21 protein-coding genes are annotated in these 16,669 nt (G+C 67.8%); 8 read left to right on the top strand and 13 right to left on the bottom strand.

The features are described 5' to 3' along the window. Positions 1-51 precede the first annotated feature (51 nt). Positions 52-393, top strand: coding sequence for a hypothetical protein (locus ASD21_RS20900; protein ID WP_156390821.1), 342 nt, complete (start codon positions 52-54; stop codon positions 391-393). Here ASD21_RS20900 and ASD21_RS20895 read toward each other — a convergent pair. Continuing rightward, complete coding sequence (locus ASD21_RS20895) at positions 390-1,550, bottom strand: serine hydrolase domain-containing protein (RefSeq protein ID WP_056445952.1); 1,161 nt, start codon at positions 1,548-1,550, stop codon at positions 390-392. The genes ASD21_RS20900 and ASD21_RS20895 overlap by 4 nt on opposite strands. Positions 1,551-1,637: 87 nt before the next feature. Between ASD21_RS20895 and ASD21_RS20890 the strand changes: the two genes are divergently transcribed. Then, positions 1,638-2,006: a hypothetical protein gene (locus tag ASD21_RS20890; RefSeq protein WP_056445949.1), complete on the top strand. Its 369-nt coding sequence runs from the start codon at positions 1,638-1,640 to the stop codon at positions 2,004-2,006. 68 nt (positions 2,007-2,074) lie between these two features. Here ASD21_RS20890 and ASD21_RS20885 read toward each other — a convergent pair whose 3' ends face one another. The 4 genes from ASD21_RS20885 to ASD21_RS20870 form a co-directional block, all read right to left on the bottom strand. Beyond that, positions 2,075-2,494, bottom strand: coding sequence for an acyl-CoA thioesterase (locus ASD21_RS20885; protein WP_056445946.1), 420 nt, complete (start codon positions 2,492-2,494; stop codon positions 2,075-2,077). Then, a complete protein-coding gene (grxD, locus tag ASD21_RS20880) occupies positions 2,491-2,832 on the bottom strand; it encodes a Grx4 family monothiol glutaredoxin (RefSeq protein ID WP_056445943.1) in 342 nt (113 codons plus the stop codon). Before grxD ends, ASD21_RS20885 begins: the two co-directional genes overlap by 4 nt. A gap of 78 nt (positions 2,833-2,910) precedes the next feature. Next, positions 2,911-3,807, bottom strand: a complete 897-nt coding sequence (locus ASD21_RS20875; protein ID WP_056445941.1) for an aldo/keto reductase — start codon at positions 3,805-3,807, stop codon at positions 2,911-2,913. Positions 3,808-3,812: 5 nt separating this feature from the next. Continuing rightward, positions 3,813-4,049, bottom strand: coding sequence for a BolA/IbaG family iron-sulfur metabolism protein (locus tag ASD21_RS20870; RefSeq protein ID WP_012287488.1), 237 nt, complete (start codon positions 4,047-4,049; stop codon positions 3,813-3,815). A 207-nt stretch (positions 4,050-4,256) separates the two neighbouring features. Here ASD21_RS20870 and ASD21_RS20865 point away from each other — a divergent pair, with 207 nt between their 5' ends. Beyond that, on the top strand, positions 4,257-5,186 hold the full coding sequence (locus ASD21_RS20865) for a M20/M25/M40 family metallo-hydrolase (protein WP_056445938.1): 930 nt from the start codon (positions 4,257-4,259) through the stop codon (positions 5,184-5,186). Between the two features lie 68 nt (positions 5,187-5,254). Here ASD21_RS20865 and ASD21_RS20860 read toward each other — a convergent pair whose 3' ends face one another. Both ASD21_RS20860 and ASD21_RS20855 read right to left on the bottom strand, forming a co-directional pair. Beyond that, complete coding sequence (locus tag ASD21_RS20860; protein WP_056445935.1) at positions 5,255-5,458, bottom strand: hypothetical protein; 204 nt, start codon at positions 5,456-5,458, stop codon at positions 5,255-5,257. Positions 5,459-5,583: 125 nt separating this feature from the next. Continuing rightward, positions 5,584-6,393 carry an SDR family NAD(P)-dependent oxidoreductase gene (locus tag ASD21_RS20855; protein ID WP_056445932.1) on the bottom strand — a complete coding sequence of 270 codons (810 nt, stop codon included), beginning with the start codon at positions 6,391-6,393 and terminating at the stop codon, positions 5,584-5,586. A gap of 123 nt (positions 6,394-6,516) precedes the next feature. Here ASD21_RS20855 and ASD21_RS20850 point away from each other — a divergent pair, with 123 nt between their 5' ends. The 3 genes from ASD21_RS20850 to ASD21_RS20840 all read left to right on the top strand — a co-directional run bounded on the left by ASD21_RS20850 (position 6,517) and on the right by ASD21_RS20840 (position 7,959). Beyond that, positions 6,517-7,014, top strand: coding sequence for a winged helix-turn-helix transcriptional regulator (locus tag ASD21_RS20850; RefSeq protein ID WP_056446277.1), 498 nt, complete (start codon positions 6,517-6,519; stop codon positions 7,012-7,014). 99 nt (positions 7,015-7,113) lie between these two features. Beyond that, positions 7,114-7,731 carry a hypothetical protein gene (locus ASD21_RS20845; protein ID WP_056445929.1) on the top strand — a complete coding sequence of 206 codons (618 nt, stop codon included), beginning with the start codon at positions 7,114-7,116 and terminating at the stop codon, positions 7,729-7,731. Between the two features lie 33 nt (positions 7,732-7,764). Further along, entirely contained in the window at positions 7,765-7,959 is a 195-nt protein-coding gene (locus ASD21_RS20840; RefSeq protein ID WP_056445926.1) for a hypothetical protein, read from the top strand. Positions 7,960-7,966: 7 nt separating this feature from the next. On the opposite strand, the gene ASD21_RS20835 is transcribed toward ASD21_RS20840, so the two are convergent. Further along, positions 7,967-8,320 carry a hypothetical protein gene (locus tag ASD21_RS20835; protein WP_056445923.1) on the bottom strand — a complete coding sequence of 118 codons (354 nt, stop codon included), beginning with the start codon at positions 8,318-8,320 and terminating at the stop codon, positions 7,967-7,969. Positions 8,321-8,426: 106 nt separating this feature from the next. Continuing rightward, a complete protein-coding gene (gene purL, locus ASD21_RS20830; RefSeq protein WP_056445920.1) occupies positions 8,427-10,640 on the bottom strand; it encodes a phosphoribosylformylglycinamidine synthase subunit PurL in 2,214 nt (737 codons plus the stop codon). A gap of 101 nt (positions 10,641-10,741) precedes the next feature. Between purL and ASD21_RS20825 the strand changes: the two genes are divergently transcribed. Next, on the top strand, positions 10,742-11,338 hold the full coding sequence (locus ASD21_RS20825; protein WP_056445917.1) for a peptidylprolyl isomerase: 597 nt from the start codon (positions 10,742-10,744) through the stop codon (positions 11,336-11,338). A gap of 83 nt (positions 11,339-11,421) precedes the next feature. Beyond that, positions 11,422-11,586 carry a hypothetical protein gene (locus ASD21_RS24495; RefSeq protein WP_200941457.1) on the top strand — a complete coding sequence of 55 codons (165 nt, stop codon included), beginning with the start codon at positions 11,422-11,424 and terminating at the stop codon, positions 11,584-11,586. 196 nt (positions 11,587-11,782) lie between these two features. Here the strand turns inward: ASD21_RS24495 and ASD21_RS20820 are convergent, their stop codons facing one another. The 4 genes from ASD21_RS20820 to ASD21_RS20805 all read right to left on the bottom strand — a co-directional run bounded on the left by ASD21_RS20820 (position 11,783) and on the right by ASD21_RS20805 (position 16,574). Then, positions 11,783-13,693 carry a CocE/NonD family hydrolase gene (locus ASD21_RS20820; protein ID WP_056445914.1) on the bottom strand — a complete coding sequence of 637 codons (1,911 nt, stop codon included), beginning with the start codon at positions 13,691-13,693 and terminating at the stop codon, positions 11,783-11,785. 78 nt (positions 13,694-13,771) lie between these two features. Then, a complete protein-coding gene (locus ASD21_RS20815; RefSeq protein ID WP_056445911.1) occupies positions 13,772-14,428 on the bottom strand; it encodes a hypothetical protein in 657 nt (218 codons plus the stop codon). A 24-nt stretch (positions 14,429-14,452) separates the two neighbouring features. Then, the gene (purQ, locus tag ASD21_RS20810) at positions 14,453-15,115 is read right to left on the bottom strand and encodes a phosphoribosylformylglycinamidine synthase subunit PurQ (RefSeq protein ID WP_056445906.1); all 663 of its coding nucleotides are present in this window, start codon (positions 15,113-15,115) and stop codon (positions 14,453-14,455) included. A 49-nt stretch (positions 15,116-15,164) separates the two neighbouring features. Continuing rightward, a complete protein-coding gene (locus tag ASD21_RS20805) occupies positions 15,165-16,574 on the bottom strand; it encodes an aminotransferase class V-fold PLP-dependent enzyme (protein WP_156398440.1) in 1,410 nt (469 codons plus the stop codon). Positions 16,575-16,669 lie beyond the last annotated feature (95 nt).

Raw genomic sequence — 16,669 nt, 5'->3', positions numbered from 1 at the left:
CTGCGACAACGCCCGTGGCGCTATCAGTTTGAAACGCTTGGGGGAAAAGCCATGACCATGACGCTCGAAGTCCAGAAGACCACCGGCATCGCCGGCCTGCTGGAGGCCCTGTCAGCCGAGATGTCGATCGCCGCGGTGTCGTGCGGCCATCTGGACAGCGCGCTCGGCCAGCTCCTTGAGCACGTGCCAATGGAGGCGCGGATGGAGGTGATGCAGGAACTGCACATGGTCGACATGCTGGCCCAGCACATCACCGCCATTACCGACTTCACCGCCGGCCTCGCCGCCTCGATGGCCGCCGAGGGCGCCCCCGACGTCGACGCGGCCCTGTCGCGCATCACCCTGGGCGACGTGGCCGCCCGCCTGCGCGGGACCCTTTCAAAGGCCGCCTAGGGCGCTTCCACCGGCCGGATGGGATTGTATTCCCAGCCCCACGGAACACCCGTCTCGCCCAGAGCCGCCTTGACCAGCGGCGGGAAGACCCGCTGACCGACGCCGCTGTTGGTCAGGATCACGATGCAGCGCCGGCCGCGTTCGACGCAGACCATCGTGTTGTCGGTTATGTCGTTATGGCCGCCCTTGAAGAAGGCGTGGCCTTGCGGGCCGTCGAACACCACCACGCCGATCCCCGCCGCCAGGCCGATCCTGGCGTTGTCCGGGTTTCCGCCCGCCAGGGTCGGCGGGAACTGATGGGCGTTGACGATCGGGAAGCTGGGCTTGGTCCGCTCGGCGGCCGCCTTGGCCGAGAGGCCGCGGCCCGAGACCATGGCGGCGGCCAGCTTCGACAGGTCGTTGATCGTGGTGTCCAGTGAGCCGGCCGCCTTCACGCTGCTCCGCTCGTCGTGCGCCTCGAACTTGCCGTCTTCATGGTAGCCGTCGGCCAGGTTGGGTCGAAAGTCGGGCCGCCAGCTCATGGCGCTCCGGGTCATGCCCAGGGGCTGGAAGATCCGGCGGTTCATCTCGTCGCCGACCTGCAGCCCCAGGCCCTGCTCGACGACGAACTGCATCAGGTTCAGCCCCTCGCCGGAATAGATGTAGCGCGTGCCGGGATCGGCCTTGATGTCCAGCTTCTCGTCGGCGTTCAGCCAGCGGAAATTGGGGAAGCCCGCCGTGTGGGTCATCAGCATGCGCGGGGTGATCTTCTCCCAGCGCGGATCGCCGGCCAGGTCCCTGTAATTGTCGTAGTCGGGCAAAGGCTTGGGCAGGTAGGCCTTGATCGGCGTGTCCAGGTCCAGCTTGCCGTCGTCGACCAGCATCAGCAGGTACTGGCCGAAGGCCGCCTTGGTGATCGAGGCGCCGTACATCACCGTGTCGGGCGTCAGCGGGGCTTTCTGTTCGACGTTGCGCCAGCCCTGGGCGCTGACGTGGGCGACCTCGCCGTGCTCGATCACCGCATAGGCCAGGCCCGGGATCTTGCCGACCGCCATCAACCGGGCGGCCTCGGCGTCGAGGGGCCCGTAATCCTTGAGGGGAGCGTCGGCGGGGAGGGCGGGAGGCGCGGCGGCCAGGCACGCCGCCACCGAAGCGATCGAAGCGAATTTGCGAAGCACTGAAGTCTCGTCGGTTGCGCGCGGCCGAGCCGTGGGCAAACTAGGGCTCAGTTTCTCGTCCTTGCCAAGGCGCCCCAAAGGCTTCGCATGACCTTCGACCGACGCCGACTGCTGGTGACCGGACTGCTGCTGGTCTTCGGCGGCTGCGCGACGCGGGGCGGGGGCGTCACGCTGGTTGTGCGGCCGGGGCAGGAGGCAGGCGAGCTCGAGGCGCTCAAGGGCGCTCAAGCGGGACCCATGGGCCTTGCCCTGAAAGTCCTGTCGCATGGCTGCACGACCAAAGCCGACTTCACGTTCTATGCGGGACAGGCCGGCCGCGATCGAACGATCGCCTTCGCCCGCAAACGGCTGGACGTCTGCAAGGCGGCGCCGAACGTGGTGGAGGTCAATTTCAGCTACGATGAACTGGGTCTGGCCGGGGCGGCGACCGTTCGGCTCCTGAATCCAGTGAACTGAACTCCCCACCTCCGCTCATCCCGGCATTCGCCGGGATGAGCGGAATCATAGGGAAGGGAGAGAGGGTCTCACCCCTTGGGCGTGAACCGCTCGACCATCCAGGGCAGCACCCGCGCCGGGCGCTTGGCGGCGATGTCGATCAGCACCCAGTCGGTGCGGCTCTGGGCGCACATCTCGCCGTCGGGGCCGTCGATGCGGAAGAAGCGCTCGAAGCGCGGGCCCTTCAGCTCGCCCACCCAGGTGTAGCCGGTGGCGATCTCGTGCGGCAGCAGTTCGCGGCGGTAGTCGATCTCGTGGCGGCGGGCGACCCAGCTCCACGGAGCCCGCTCCTCGGGCGTGGCCCAGGCGTCCCAATGGGCGATGGCCAGGTCCTGGCCCCAGGCCAGGTAGACCACGTTGTTGACGTGGCCGTTGGCGTCGATCTCCGACGCCTTCGGTTCGAAGGTCAGCTTGAAGGCGTCGCTGGGCGGGACGAAGGCTTTACTCAAGCCTCGATCAGGCCCTGCTCGGCCAGGAGGGTCTTCAGTTCGCCCGACTGGAACATCTCGCGGACGATGTCGCTGCCGCCGATGAACTCGCCCTTGACGTAGAGCTGGGGGATGGTCGGCCAGTCGGTGAAGGTCTTGACGCCTTGGCGCAGTTCGTCGTCCTGCAGCACGTCGACGCCGATGAACGACACGCCGAGGTGGTCGAGGATCTGCACCGTGACCGACGAGAAGCCGCAGCGCGGCTGATCCGGCACGCCTTTCATGAACAGGACCACGGGATTTTCGGCCACGGTCTTGGCGATGAAGTCGATAGCGGGGGAGGAGGCGACGTCGGTCATGGAACAAAATCCTTGGGCGTAGGCTCTCAGCTAGGCGCCGCGCCCCTCCGGGTCAAGCCTTGGCGCCGCATCGCGGCCTCAGGCGCGACGCTTTGACCGTTCCGCCTGCTGGGCCGAGAAGCGGGCCATCTCGATCTGGGCCGCGCAGCCGGTGGGCAGGTCGCGCTCTGCCATCGCCGCCAGGGCTTCGATTTCGGCGGGCGAGCCGGCCGTGACCTGGACGGTGGCCAGGGACGGTTCGGTCAGGGCGTAGGCCAGGCAGATCTGCTGGGCGTTCCAGCCAGGCGTGTTGCGCAGGAAGTCGTAGCCGCCGACATCGGCCAGCGGGTCGGTGCGACGCCGCCACAGCGAGGGCTTGGGCAGGAAGCTGTGCTTGTGCTCCTCGTGCAGCACGTCGGGCCAGTAGTCCTGGGCGATCACCGCCATCTCACGGGTCATGGCCGCGCGCACGCGATTGCGCTCCACCCAGCCCGAAGCCAGGTTGAACGGCGTGGCCATGGCCTCGAACTGGCCCGAGGCGACATAGGCGTCGAACTTTTCGCCGGCCCCGGCCACGCCCAGCAGGCGGATCAGCCGCGCCCCGCGCAGGGCCTTCAGCTGTTCCAGGGTCTCGGCGGGGAAGGCATTGGTGTCCGGATCGTCCAGGGTGGCCAGGTCCAGGTGGCCCAGGCCGGTGCGGTCCAGGGCCTGCTCGATCATGTCGTGGACGGCCTGGGCCCGCAGCGCGCGGTCGCTGGCGCCGCGCAGCCGCCAGCCGATGAACAGCAGCCGCCGCTCGACCGTCGAGAAGGCCTCGGTCGCGCCCTCGATCAGGGCCGGCGAGACGCCGTCGAGCTCGAAGGTGTTGATGCCGCTTTCCAGCGCCGCGAAGATCAGCTTGCGCCAGTCCGCGCCCCGCAGGCGAGGCTGGTCCTCCAGCCTCAGCGAGATCGCCGAGACCGCCACGCCCGCGCTTCCGAAGGGGCGATAGCGCATGGCGTCTACTCCGTGGGGGCGGCGGTTTCGAGGGCCAGGGCGTGCAGCGCCCCGCCCAGCACGTCGGCCAGGGCGCGGTTGACCATCTGGTGCTGCTTGACCCGATTGAGCCCCCGGAAGGCGGGCGAAACGATGCGCGCCTTGTAGTGGTCGCCGTCGCCGGCCAGGTCGGTCAGCACGATCTCGGCGTCCGGAAAGGCGTCGTGCAGGCGGGCTTCGAGGTCGGGGAAGGACATGGGCACGGCGGAAAACTCCGAATCTCTCGACCTTGGGTATGCCGGGGAAACCTTAAGAACGGGCATACGGGAAATGCCGGCCCGGGCTGGAACGTTGCTTTCATCCGCCGCGGTGTCCTTCGCCGTCATCCCGGCGCCGTGAAAAATGACGACGAGTTCATTGCGAAATCCGGCCGACGCAAGCCATGAAGGCCGGATCAGCAAGGGTCTCGCATGCGTCATCTCCTGGCTTCGGCCGCTCTCGCGCTCGTCTTCACGGCTTCCGCTCACGCCGCGCCCACGCCCGGCGCCCATGCCCTGGACGACGTCCGCATCCTGTCGGCCGACGACATGGAAGGGCGGGCCGTCGGCACGCTGGGCGGGGCCAAGGCGCGGGCCTACATCCTCAAGCGCTTCGGCCAGATCGGGCTGAGGCCCAAAGGCGCGCCGTTCGAACGCCCGTTCACCTTCAAGCCCAAGACCTTCGGCAAGGACGTCACCGGGGTGAACCTGGTGGCGCGGATCGAGGGCACGTCCAGTTCGGGCAAGGTGCTGGTGGTCTCGGCCCACTACGACCACCTGGGGGTCCGCAAGGGACAAGTCTATAACGGGGCCGACGACAACGCCTCGGGGATCGCCGGCCTGCTGGCCGTGGCCGAGGCGTTCAAGGCCAAGCCGCCGCGCCACACCGTGCTGATCGTCGCCTTCGACGCCGAGGAAAGCGGGCTGAAGGGCGCCAAGGCCTTCGTCGCCGATCCGCCCGTACCGTTGGCGAACATCGGGCTGAACGTCAATTTCGACATGCTCAGCAAGAACGCCAAGAACCAACTTTATGTCAGCGGCGCCGGCCCGCAGCCGTATCTGAAGCCGGTGCTGGACGGGGTGGCCAGGACCGCGCCGGTCAAGCTGCTGCTGGGTCACGACACCGACGCCCAGGGCAAGGAGAACAACTGGACCCAGCAGTCCGATCAGGGACCGTTCGCCGTGGCCGGCGTGCCCTGGGTCTATTTCGGCGTGGAGGACCACCCCGAATACCACCAGCCCACCGACGACTTCGCCACCGTGCCCCAGGACTTCTTCAAGCACGCGGTGGCCACCGTGGTCACCGCGACCCGAGCGCTGGACGACGACCTGGACTCGATCGCCAAGTCCGCGGGACGGTAGGGTTCGGCTCAGCACATCCCTTTCTATCCGCTCATCCCGGCGTTCGCCCGGATGAGCGGAGTGAAAAATCAGCCCGCGCTTTCTTCCTCTTCCGCCTCTTCGTCGTCCTCTTCGAGACCGAACACCTCGTCGATGACCTCGACGATCTCCTCCAGGTCGTCGAGCGTGACCTTCAGCTTCAAGGTCTGCTCGTCGTCGCCGGTGACGGTCAGGAAGATCCCGTCGGCGGTTTCTTCGAGAATGAACTCGTCCAGGTTCGGAATGGCGGCCATGTCGGTCTCCTCGGTTGGCGGACAAGCGACTGGACACGGCGTTTGTTCCGGGCCGTCACGCGTCGTCACGCGATAGATAGTGTCGCGATGCGCCAATGTCGTGACGGCCCGGGTCGCCGTACCGCCTAGGCGGGAGCGCCGGCCCTGTAGCGCTGGGCGGGACGGTTGCGCGACAGGTTCGGCAACAGCTTGGCCCGGGCCGCGTCGTAGGCGGCGAAGTCGGCCGGATCGGGCAGGGACGGGATGGTGACCAGTTCGCCTTGACGGAAGCCGGCCAGGGCCGCGTCCACCAGGTCGTCGACCTCCATCAGCATGTTCGGGTCCAGCTTGTCCGCGCCGCCGCCGCCCGAACGGTCCCAGATCTCCGTGCGGGTCGCGCCCGGCAGCACGGCCTGGAGCTGGACGCCGGGGCTCAGTTGCTGGCGCAGAGCCTGGGTGAAATAGGTCACATAGGCCTTGGTCGCGCCGTAGACGACCGATTGGAGCTCGGGGGCCAGTCCGACCACGGACGAGATGTTGACGATCGCGCCGCGGTCGCGGGCCGCGAAGGCCTTGGCGGCGGCGTGGGCCAGGCGGGTCACCGAGACGACGTTCAGCTGGACCATGTTCTCGACCCGCTCGACGTCCTGCTCGGCGAACGACCCGGCCAGGGCCGCGCCGGCGTTGTTGATCAGGATGTCGATCGAAGCGTCGTCGGCCAGCCGGGCCTCGACCTTGGCCAGGTCGGTCCTGTCGGTCAGGTCGGCGGCGACGATGTCGATCTTGACGCCCGTGGCGGCCTTCAGCTTGGCGGCCAGGGCTTCCAGCCGCGCGGCGTCGCGGGCCACCAGCACCAGGTCGTGGCCGGCGCGGGCCAGGCGGTCGGCATAGGTCGCGCCGATGCCGGAGGAGGCGCCGGTGATCAGGGCCGCGCCGCGAAGGTCTTGCTTGCTCATCGTCTTCGTCCCGAAAGGGGTTGGCCAGGCCCCATGGCCTGGTCGTGAGGTTCAGATGGGAGGTAACTTTTGATTTGCAAGTGACTAACTTTCAATTCGCTAGTGATCGCCTATATGGAGGGCATGACCCAACGCGCCCTCGATGCTGGACAATGCCCCGTGGGCCGCACGCTGGAGCGCGTGGGCGACGCCTGGAGCCTGATGATCCTGCGGGACGCCCTGCAGGGCCTGTCGAAATTCGACCAATTCGAAAAGAGCCTGGGCGTGGCGCCGAACATCCTGGCCCGGCGGCTGGCCGCCCTGGTCGCGGCCGGCTTTCTGGAACGCCGGCCCTATCAGGAACGGCCCGTGCGCCACGAATACCTGCTGACCGACCTGGGGCGGGACTTCGCCCCGGTGCTGACGGCGCTGATGGCGTTCGGCAACCGCCACTTCGCGGTCGAGGGCGTCGCCAGCCAGATGGTCGACGCGACCACGGGCCTGCCGGCCGAGCCCGTGATGGTGGACCGCCGCACGGGCAAGTCGATGGACGATCCCGATTTCGTCTACGCCGCCGGTCCGGCCGCCGGTCCCGCGCTGCTGGCCCGCGTGGCCCAGGTCGCGCAGGGGCGGCGCCGCTAAAGGAGCGGACCACCTTCGATAGCGCGTGGTCAAGTTTCGCCTTTTGAGTGTAGATTTCCCGCAAGGGCCGCCGGACGTCGGGCCATCAGGGTGGGACGCATGGACATCAAGCTGAACTTCATCAACGATTCCAACGATGTGAACAACAGCGAGATCGTGATCTTCGCCAAGAACGCGGCCACGGACGTCCAGGAGACGGCGGTGGCCTGGCTGGTGATCCAGAACTGCGGCAAGGGCGACAACCACCCGTTCGTCTATCCGATGGCCACACAGGTCGGGGCCAGCGACAGCTGGGGCAACTACACACCCCTGCTGGACGCGGCCGACGGCCAGCAATTCTCGATGGTGCGCGACACATCGGGTGATGTGCTGAAATACAGCGGGCAGGCCGCCAGCGCGAGGGAGATCGAGGTGCTCAACGCCCTGCAACAGGGCGCGATCAACGCCGGAATCTACAAGAGCGGCAAGCTCTATGCCCAGGCGACCAGCATCGCGCCTCAGCAGAAGGCGGTGTTCCAGTTCAAGCCGACGATCTGGATCGGGGTGGCGTCGCAGGTGGTCCAAGGCGAGGTGATGAACTCGGCCATCGTCTCGTCGATCAACACCGAACTGTCGCTGCTCGGCATCGCCAGCGCCGACATCGTGATGACCGGCGGCGGCTCCGGCCCGAACGCGACGCCGTTCATGTTCACCCTGGCGAATGTCGAGTACGCCTGAGCGCCTGGCGACCCCAAGGCTCTGGAGGGAGCGATGATCCTGACCTGGCTATGGAAGATGTTTCAGTGGTTTCGGCAGAGCCGCGAGGCGTCGGTTCTGGATGCGCCGGAAGGCCAGCCCGCGCTGGGCGAGGCGCGGGCCGATTTCATCAACGACTCCAACGACAAGAATAACGCTCATGTCGTGATCTTCGAGGGCGACGAGGCCGCGACGGCTCCGACGAAATAGGTGCGGCCTAGTCGACGCAGATCGCGCCCGTCGTCTTGCCGCCCACGATCTTGGCGTAGCAGCCGAACTGGACGTTGGTCTTCTGGCACTGGCCGGTCGTGGCGCCCTGGGCCTCCAGGTTGCCCTCGGCGATGCAGGCGCCCTGGCAGTCGGCCTTGTCCGAGCAGGTCTTGCCGGCGTCGGCATAGGGCACGACGCAGGTCGGGCGCTGCAGGCGGCCGACGGGCTGCATGGAGCCGCCGCGCGCGGCGCAGGAGGCGTCGGCGCTCTGGGCGGCCGGTCGCGGCGCCGGCGCGGGCGCGCAGGCGGCCAGCAGCGACAGGGCGAGGCTCGTGGTGGCGATGATCGAGATCGTGCGCATGGAGGTCCTCTATGGATCCTATCGGCATTCAAGTCGGGCGCCGGGTCCTCGTCCTTCGACAAGCTCGGGATGAGGACCAAGCGCGGGCGGCGGCGGTGGAAGTCTCTTAGGCGACCGCGCCCATGAAGCTCGGCAGCCAGGCCTCGTGGGCCGTGCGCAGGGCTTCCAGCGGGATGTTGAACAGACCGGTCGAGGCGAAGGCCTCGCCGCCCGCCACGCCGGCCACGATGGCGTGGACGCCGGCGTCCTTGGCCGCCGCCAGAACCGCGTCCGGATCGGGCGTGGCGACCAGGTAGCGGGCCTGGTCCTCGCCGAACAGGTAGGGGTGGGCGTGGGTTTGGCTGGTGGCGTTCAGGGTGACGCCGACCTTGCTGGCCAGGGCGATGTCGGCCGCGGCGATCAGCAGGCCGCCGTCCGACAGGTCGTGCAGGCCGGCGACCAGGCCGGTCGGGATCAGGCCGCGGACGAAGTCGCCGTTCTTGCGCTCCATGCCCAGGTCGACCGGCGGCGGGGCGCCGTCCTCGCGGCCCAGGATCTCGCGCAGATAGATCGAGGCGCCCAGCTCGCCATGGGTCTCTCCGATCAGCACCAGGGTGTCGCCCTCGGCCACGTTGCCGAAGCCCATGCGCAGGTCGTAGTCGTCGATCAGGCCGACCGCCCCGACCGTCGGGGTCGGCGGAATGGCGACGCCGTTGGTCTCGTTGTAGAGGCTGACGTTTCCGCTCACGACCGGGAAGTCCAACGCCCGGCAGGCCTCGGCCATGCCGTCGGTGGCGCGGACGATCTGGCCCATGGTCTCGGGCTTTTCGGGGCTGCCGAAGTTGAGGTTGTCGGTGATGGCGATCGGCGTCGAACCGGCGGCCGTCAGGTTGCGCCAGGCCTCGGCCACGGCCTGCTTGCCGCCCTCGTAGGGGTCGTTCTGGACATAGCGCGGGGTGACGTCGCTGGTCACGGCGATGGCCTTGCCCTTGCCGTGGATGCGCACGATGCCGGCGTCGCAGCCGGTGGCGCTGTCTTCCAGGGTGTCGGCCATCACGTGGCGGTCGTACTGCTCCCACAGCCAGCGCTTGGAGGCCATGTCGGGGCTGCCGACCACCTTCAGCACGGCGGCGTTCCAGTCGGCGGGGCCGGCGATCTTGCCCGGATCGAGGCGCGGATGCAGCGTCGGCTGGACCCAGGGGCGGTCATACAGCGGCGCGTCGTCGAACAGCGGGGCCAGGGGCACGTCGCAGACGATCTGGCCGTGGTGCTTGAGCACCAGGTGGCCGGTGTCGGTGGTGTGGCCGATGACGGCGGCGTCCAGGCCCCACTTCTCGAAGATGGCGTGGCCTTCGTGCTCGCGGCCGGGCTTGAGGACCGCCAGCATGCGCTCCTGGCTTTCCGAGAGCATCATCTCGTAGGCGCTCATGCCCTCTTCGCGCTGGGGCACCATGTCCATGTTCAGCTCGATGCCGACCCCGCCCTTGCCGGCCATCTCGACCGACGAGGACGTCAGGCCCGCGGCGCCCATGTCCTGGATGGCGGCGACGGCGCCGGTGGCCATCAGTTCGAGCGTGGCCTCGATCAGCAGCTTCTCGGCGAAGGGGTCGCCGACCTGGACGGTGGGACGCTTCTCGTCGCTGTCCTGGTCGAACTCGGCGCTGGCCATGGTGGCGCCGTGGATGCCGTCGCGGCCGGTCTTCGAGCCGAAATAGACCACGGCCAGGCCCGCGCCCGGAGCGGCGGAGTAGAAGATCTTGTCGGCTTCGGCGTGGCCCACGCACATGGCGTTGACCAGGATGTTGCCGTTGTAGCCCTTGTGGAAGTTGGTCTCGCCCGCGACCGTGGGGACGCCCACGCAGTTGCCGTAGCCGGCGATGCCGGCCACCACGCCGTCGACCAGGCGCTTGGTCTTGGGGTGGTCGGGCTCGCCGAAGCGCAGGGCGTTCAACAGGGCGATCGGCCGCGCGCCCATCGTGAACACGTCGCGCATGATGCCGCCCACGCCCGTCGCCGCGCCCTGATAGGGCTCGATGTAGGAGGGGTGGTTGTGGCTCTCCATCTTGAAGATGATCGCGTCGCCGTCGCCGATGTCGATCACGCCGGCGTTCTCGCCCGGACCGCAGATCACGCGCGGGCCGGTGATCGGGAACTTCTTCAGCTGGTTCTTGGACGACTTGTACGAGCAGTGCTCGGACCACATCACCGAGAACACCCCCAGCTCGACCAGATTGGGCTCGCGGCCCAGGCGGTCGAGGACGACGCCGTACTCCTCCGCGTTGAGGCCAAATTCACGGGCCGTGTCGGCCATGGACTTCGTGGGGGAGGGCGAGGTGCTCATGGGCGGGCCTTCTAGCGCGGCCAGGGGGATTCCGCTAGATTTCCCGCCCAAGGCTTTGTCTAAAATGACCGCTTCCCCGTCGCCTTGAAGTGAGCCGCCCCATGATCTCCCGCCGCCATCTGCTGGCGCTCGCCGCCGCCCTGCCGCTGACCGCCGCCGGGGCCGCGCCCGTTCGCGTGCGGATAGTCACCGATCTCGGGCCGATCGTCATCGAGCTTTATCCGGACAAGGCGCCGATCACTGTGGCCAACTTCCTGGCCTATGCCGACCAGCATCTGCTGGACGGCGGGACCTTCTATCGGACCGTCTCGCCGAAGAACGACAACAACCCCGCCACCATCTCCGTCATCCAGGGCGGGCTGAACCGCGACGACAGTCCGCTGCCGGCCATCGTCCACGAGACCACCAAGGTCACGGGCCTGCGGCACACCGACGGGGTGATCTCGATGGCGCGGGGCGCGCCGGGCACGGCGGGTTCGGAGTTCTTCATCTGCATCGGCGACAACCCGGCCCTGGATTTCGGCGGCGCCCGCAACAAGGACGGCCAGGGCTTCGCGGCGTTCGGCAGGGTGGTCGAGGGCATGGACGTGGTCCGAAAGATCCACGACGCCCCCACCGTCAGCAAGGCCGACGACCCCTATATGAAGGGTCAGATTATCGAAAATCCGGTGAAGATTCAAAAGCTAAGCCGGAACTAAGGCAGCTTGGCGCTAGGAACGGGGGCAGTCCCTGGCCGTTTTCTTGTCCGTGCGCGATCGGCGCGCTGTCCAAGGAGAAAGCCATGGGTGACGACAAGAAGACCCGCAATCCGCAACAGCAGCAGAACGACCCGCAGCGACAGTCCCCGGGTCAGCAGCACCAGCAAGGCGACCGCGATCGCCAGAAGGAACAAGGCCGCGATCCGGGCGGCCAGGCCAATCCGGATCAGCAGCGGCGCGACCGCTGACGCAAAACGCTCCGTGAATGTGAAGGAGGGGCCGGAGGCGTAAGCCTCCGGCCTCTTTTCGTGCGGCGAATACCTGCCCCCTACGGGTCGCTTCGCGACCGTCTTCCCCCACAGGGGGAAGAGGAAGGCGCGCGTCCTCCGCCCCCTATGGGGGCGGACAGACCGCGCAGCGGTCAGGTGGGGGCAAGTGCGTGCGCTACTGAACCACCGGCAGCTCGATGAAGCTGGCCGTGTCGCCCGCGTGATAGACCCGCTGCGTCGCCTTCACGTAGTCCGCCGGCTTGGCGAAGAAGATGTTGGGCACGAAGGTCTGCGGGTTGCGGTCGTAGAGCGGGAACCAGCTGGACTGCACCTGCACCATGATCCGGTGGCCCGGCTGGAACGTGTAGTTCGCGGTCGGCAGGATGAACTGGTACTTCAGCGGCGCATTGGCCTTCAGCGCCTTGGGAGCGCTGAAGCTCTCGCGATAGCGGCCGCGGAAGATGTCCATGCCCACGGCCAGCTGGTAGCCGCCCAGCTCGGGCTGGCTGGGGACCTCGTCGGGGAAGACGTCGATCAGCTTGACCACCCAGTCGCTGTCGCTGCCGCTGGTCGAGGCCGTCAGATTGACCTTCGGCACGCCGGCGATCTTCAGCGGCGCGGTCAGGGGCTCGGACACGTAGGACAGCACGTCGGTGCGGTCGGCCACCGCGCGCTGGTCGGTCAGCAGCCAGGGGGTCCACTTGTCGCGGTCGCCGAACTTCATCGGGCGGGGGATGTACGGCACCGGCTTGGCCGGGTCGGAGACGTATTCGTCATAGGCCGCCGCGCCCTTGGCCGGGGCGGGGGCGCTGAACGACAGGCCGCCCTTCTCGGTCAGGTACAGCGGCTTGCTTCCGCCTTGCGGCCAGGACTTGTAGCGATCCCAGTGGTTCTGGCCCGGATCGTAGATCAGCACCGGCGGGGTGTCGGCCTTGGGCGCGCCGTCCTTCAGGTACTGGTTGAAGAACGGCAGCAGCACGTCGCGGCGGAACTGCAGGGCGGTGTCTCCGTCCCACTTGAAGGCGCCCAGGCTGGAGCCGTCGTAATTGACCTGGCTGTGACGCCAGGGGCCCAGCACCAGGTAGCTCTTGTCGTTGGCCGTGTCCTTGGGCTCGGTGGCCGCGTAGGCGTGCACCGCGCCCCACATGTCCTCCTGGTCCCACAGGCCCTGGATCCACATGGTCGGCACCTTGAGCGGCTGCTCGGCCATGGTCTTGTCCAGCGCCTGTTCGCTCCAGAACGGCGTGTAGGCGGCATTCTCGGTCATCTTCTTCCACCAGGGCAACTGGTCGATGCCGTTGGCCTTGGCGTAGTCGCCGGCCGAACCGGCGCGGCGGAAGTTCTCGTAGTCGTCGGGGCTCGGGCGCGCGACGCTGTCGCCGGCCCCGCGCTTGGTGGTCTGGCCGGTGAAATAGTCGAAGTTCACTTGCCGGAACGCGCCGAAGTGGAACCAGTCGTCGCCCATCCAGCCGTCGACCATCGGGCTCATCGGCGCGGCCACCTTCAGGGCCGGGTGCGGATTCACCAGCGCCATCACCACCGTGAAGCCCTCGTAGGACGAGCCCAGCATGCCGACCTTGCCGTTGCTCTCGGGCACGTTCTTGGTCAGCCATTCGATGGTGTCGTAGGCGTCGGTGGCGTGGTCGACCTCGCTGTTGTTCAGCGGCCCCTTCAGCGGGCGGGTCATCACATAGTCGCCTTCCGAGCCGTACTTGCCGCGGATGTCCTGGAACACGCGGATATAGCCGTCCTTGACGAACACCTCGTCGCCCTGGGCCAGGGCGGCCAACATGGACGGGCTGTCGTTGCGGGCGGCGCGCTTGGCGGCGTTGTAGGGCGTGCGGGTGAAGAGGATAGGAGCGTTCTTGGCGCCCTTGGGGACCACGATCACGGTGTAGAGCTTGGTTCCGTCGCGCATGGGCACCATGACCACGCGCTTGTCGTAGTCATAGCCGGCCTTGGACGCGACGTACTTGCCGTCGATGTCCGGCGTCAGGGCGGGCGTCTGGGCGTGAACCGTGGTGGCGAAGGCGGTGAGGGCGGCGGCGGCCAGCAGGCCGGCGCGGAGGGTGGACGCAAGACTCATGGAAAAGCTCCCCAATGGTGCGGCTACCTTAGGAGCGGTTTTTTACGGGCGCTATAATATAACAGCGTTCCGAAGCTTCTAGCGCGCGTAGACGCCGTCGAAGCTCACCGAAGCGCCACCGCAGCTTCCGCTGTCGGCGACGACCATGTGCTTGCCGACCCGACGCATGCGGACGTCGCAGAAGGGCTCCGTGCCTTCGGGGTCGGCATATTCGGCGTTGACGCCCTTGACCTCCAGCAGGCCGTCGAACGCGCCCGAATGCTGCGAGACGGGGCCGGTCCAGGTGGCGTCGCCGGTGGCCCGCAGGCCCTTCTTGGTCCGCTTGATCGTGATCTGGTTGTCGCCGAAGCGCCAATCGCCGAGCCAGTCGCCCTCGCCGGACGGGGCGACGGCGGACTTGACCAGGTCGGCCTTCTTCAGCCAGCCCACGGTGTGGCGATCGCCGCGCCCGTACCAGGCGCAGGCCCAGCCGTTCTCGACCTTGCTGACCAGCACCTCGTCCTGAACGACGAGATAGCTCTTCAGCCGGCAGCTCGGCGCGTCGGGGCAACCCTCGCCGTTATTGTGGAAGTAGGTCCGCCCTTGGCCGGGTGGCGAGACGTTGTAGACCGCCACGCCGTCCTGGGCGAAGGAGACGAAATCGCCGTAGCCGCAACGGTTGTCGGCGGCCTGGGCGACGGCGGCCGCCATCAGTCCGGCGACGAGAGAGGCTGCGGTGATCGAAAAACGACGCATCGGAACCCCCGTTTCTTGTCGTCGTCAGGCGCTGGCGAAAATGCTTCGGAACAGGATCGCGCCGTCCTCCGAGCCCAGGTCCGGGTCGAACGAGCGGTCGGGGTGGGGCATCAGGCCCAGGATATTGCCCTTGGCGTTCATGATGCCGGCGATGTCGCGGGCCGAGCCGTTGGGATTGTCCTGGTAGCGGAACACCACCTGGCCTTCGCCCTCGATGCGGTCGAGGGTCTGTTCGTCGGCGAAGAAGTTGCCCTCGCCGTTGCCGACCGTCATCACGGCCGAGCGCTGCTCGCCGAAGCTGGCGGTGAAGCGGGTCTGGCTATTGACCACGTCCAGGGTCACCGGCTTGCAGATGTACTTGAGCTTCTCGTTGCGCAGCAGGGCGCCGGGCAGCAGGCCCGCCTCGCACAGCACCTGGAAACCGTTGCAGATGCCCACGATCGCGACGCCGTCGTCAGCGGCCTTGATGACTTCGCGCATCACCGGGCTCTGGGCGGCCATGGCCCCGCACCGCAGATAGTCGCCGTACGAGAAGCCGCCGGGCAGGACGATCAGGTCCAGGTCGTCCGGCAGGGCCGTCTCCTGGTGCCAGACCATCTCGACGCGGGCTCCAGCGGAGCGCTCGATGGCGACCTTGCAGTCACGATCGCAATTGGAACCGGGGAAGACGACGACGGCGGCTTTCATGGCGCGGGCCTGTAGCACCGTTCGCGGGGATTGTCAGCGGCGCTTCGTCCTAAACTCCAGCCAGCCCCCGCACCTCCGCCAACGCCAGGTCCACCTCGGCCGGCGAGTTCATCAGGCTGGGCGTCAGCCGCACGTGCTGGATGGCGTAGGGCGCGGCCGAGGCGACGATCCGGCGGCGGCGCAGGGCGGCCACCGCCGAGTCGGTCGACAGGCCGTGGACGTCGAACGAGACGATGCCGGCCGACAGTCGCGGATCGCGCGGCGTGACCAGCCGCACGTGCGGCATCAACGCCAGCCCGGCCTTCAGCTGGTTGGCCAGCTCGGTGGTGCGGGCCGCCACCTGGGCCTTGCCGATCTTCTCGTGGAACTCGATCGCGGCCGGAATCGACCACAGGTGTTCGAAGGCCTTGAAGCCGCCGGGCGACATCAGCGGGCCGTCGGTGTTCTCCAGCAGCGGCGCGTTGTTGATCCAGGCGCTCCAGGCGGCGCTGTCGACATAGGTCGGAATGGTCGGCCGCAGCCTCTGCCAGCCGCGGGCGTTGGCGGCGATGACCCCGGTGCCGCGCGGGCCGAACAGCCACTTGTGACAGCCGGCGAAGAAGATGTCGCAACCCAGGCTGGCCAGGGTGAAGTCCTGATTGCCGAAACCGTGAACCCCGTCGACGATCAGCAGGATCTGCTCCGTCGGCTGACGAGCGGCGTTGATCGGCGCCAGGGCCGCGGCGATGGCCGGCAGGGGGATCTTCAGCCCGGTGCTCGAGTGCACCCAGGTCAGGGCCAGGGCGCGTGTCCGGGGCGTGATGGCCGTCATCAGCCGGCCGACCATCTGCGGCTCCGACACCGTCTCGATGCTGTCGAACAGGTCGATGCGCCGCACGATCGTGCCGTTGCGCAAGGCGGCGCGGCGCAGGCTCTCGTGGGTGATGTAGTAGTCCTGGTTGGTGGTGATGATCTCGTCGCCGGGCAGCAGCTTCAGCCCGCTATAGATCAGGCCCGCGCCCATGGTGGTGCTGTCGGTCAAGGCGACCTGGTCGCTCTCGAGCGCCAGATACCGGCCGGCGGCGGCGCGGCTGTAGCTCTGCAGGCGGCGGTTGTTGTCTTCCAGATAGGTCACCGGCCGCCAGTCGAGTTCGCGGCGGAACTGGTCGATCGCCTTGCGCACCGGCAGAGGGTGGGTGGCGATCAGCATGGCGCTCATGTTGACCTGGTCGGGGGCGGTCTCGAACTGGGCCTTCACGGCGGCCCAGTCGACCGGAGGCAGTGGCGCGCCGGACGCGACGGGCGCGGCGGCGGGTCCGGGATAGGCGGACGGCGGCGCGGGCTTGGGATAGGAGGTCGGCGGCGTGGGTTTCGGATACGAGGTCGGCGACCTGGGCCCGGGATACGAGCCCGGCGGTATCTTGGGCGGCGTGGTTGCTGGAGAAACAGCCTGCCGCGCCAGGGCCGACCCCGCGGCCATCGCCAAGCCGGATCCCAAGAGGAAGTCCCTGCGGCCTACGCTCATCACACTGTCCCAGCCTACCTGCTGAGACAACGCCGCCCGAAGGAGAAGCG

Origin of the sequence: Caulobacter sp. Root1455, assembly GCF_001426905.1 — a bacterium.
Classification (GTDB): domain Bacteria; phylum Pseudomonadota; class Alphaproteobacteria; order Caulobacterales; family Caulobacteraceae; genus Caulobacter.
This window is presented reverse-complemented; position numbering and strand designations above follow the sequence as displayed.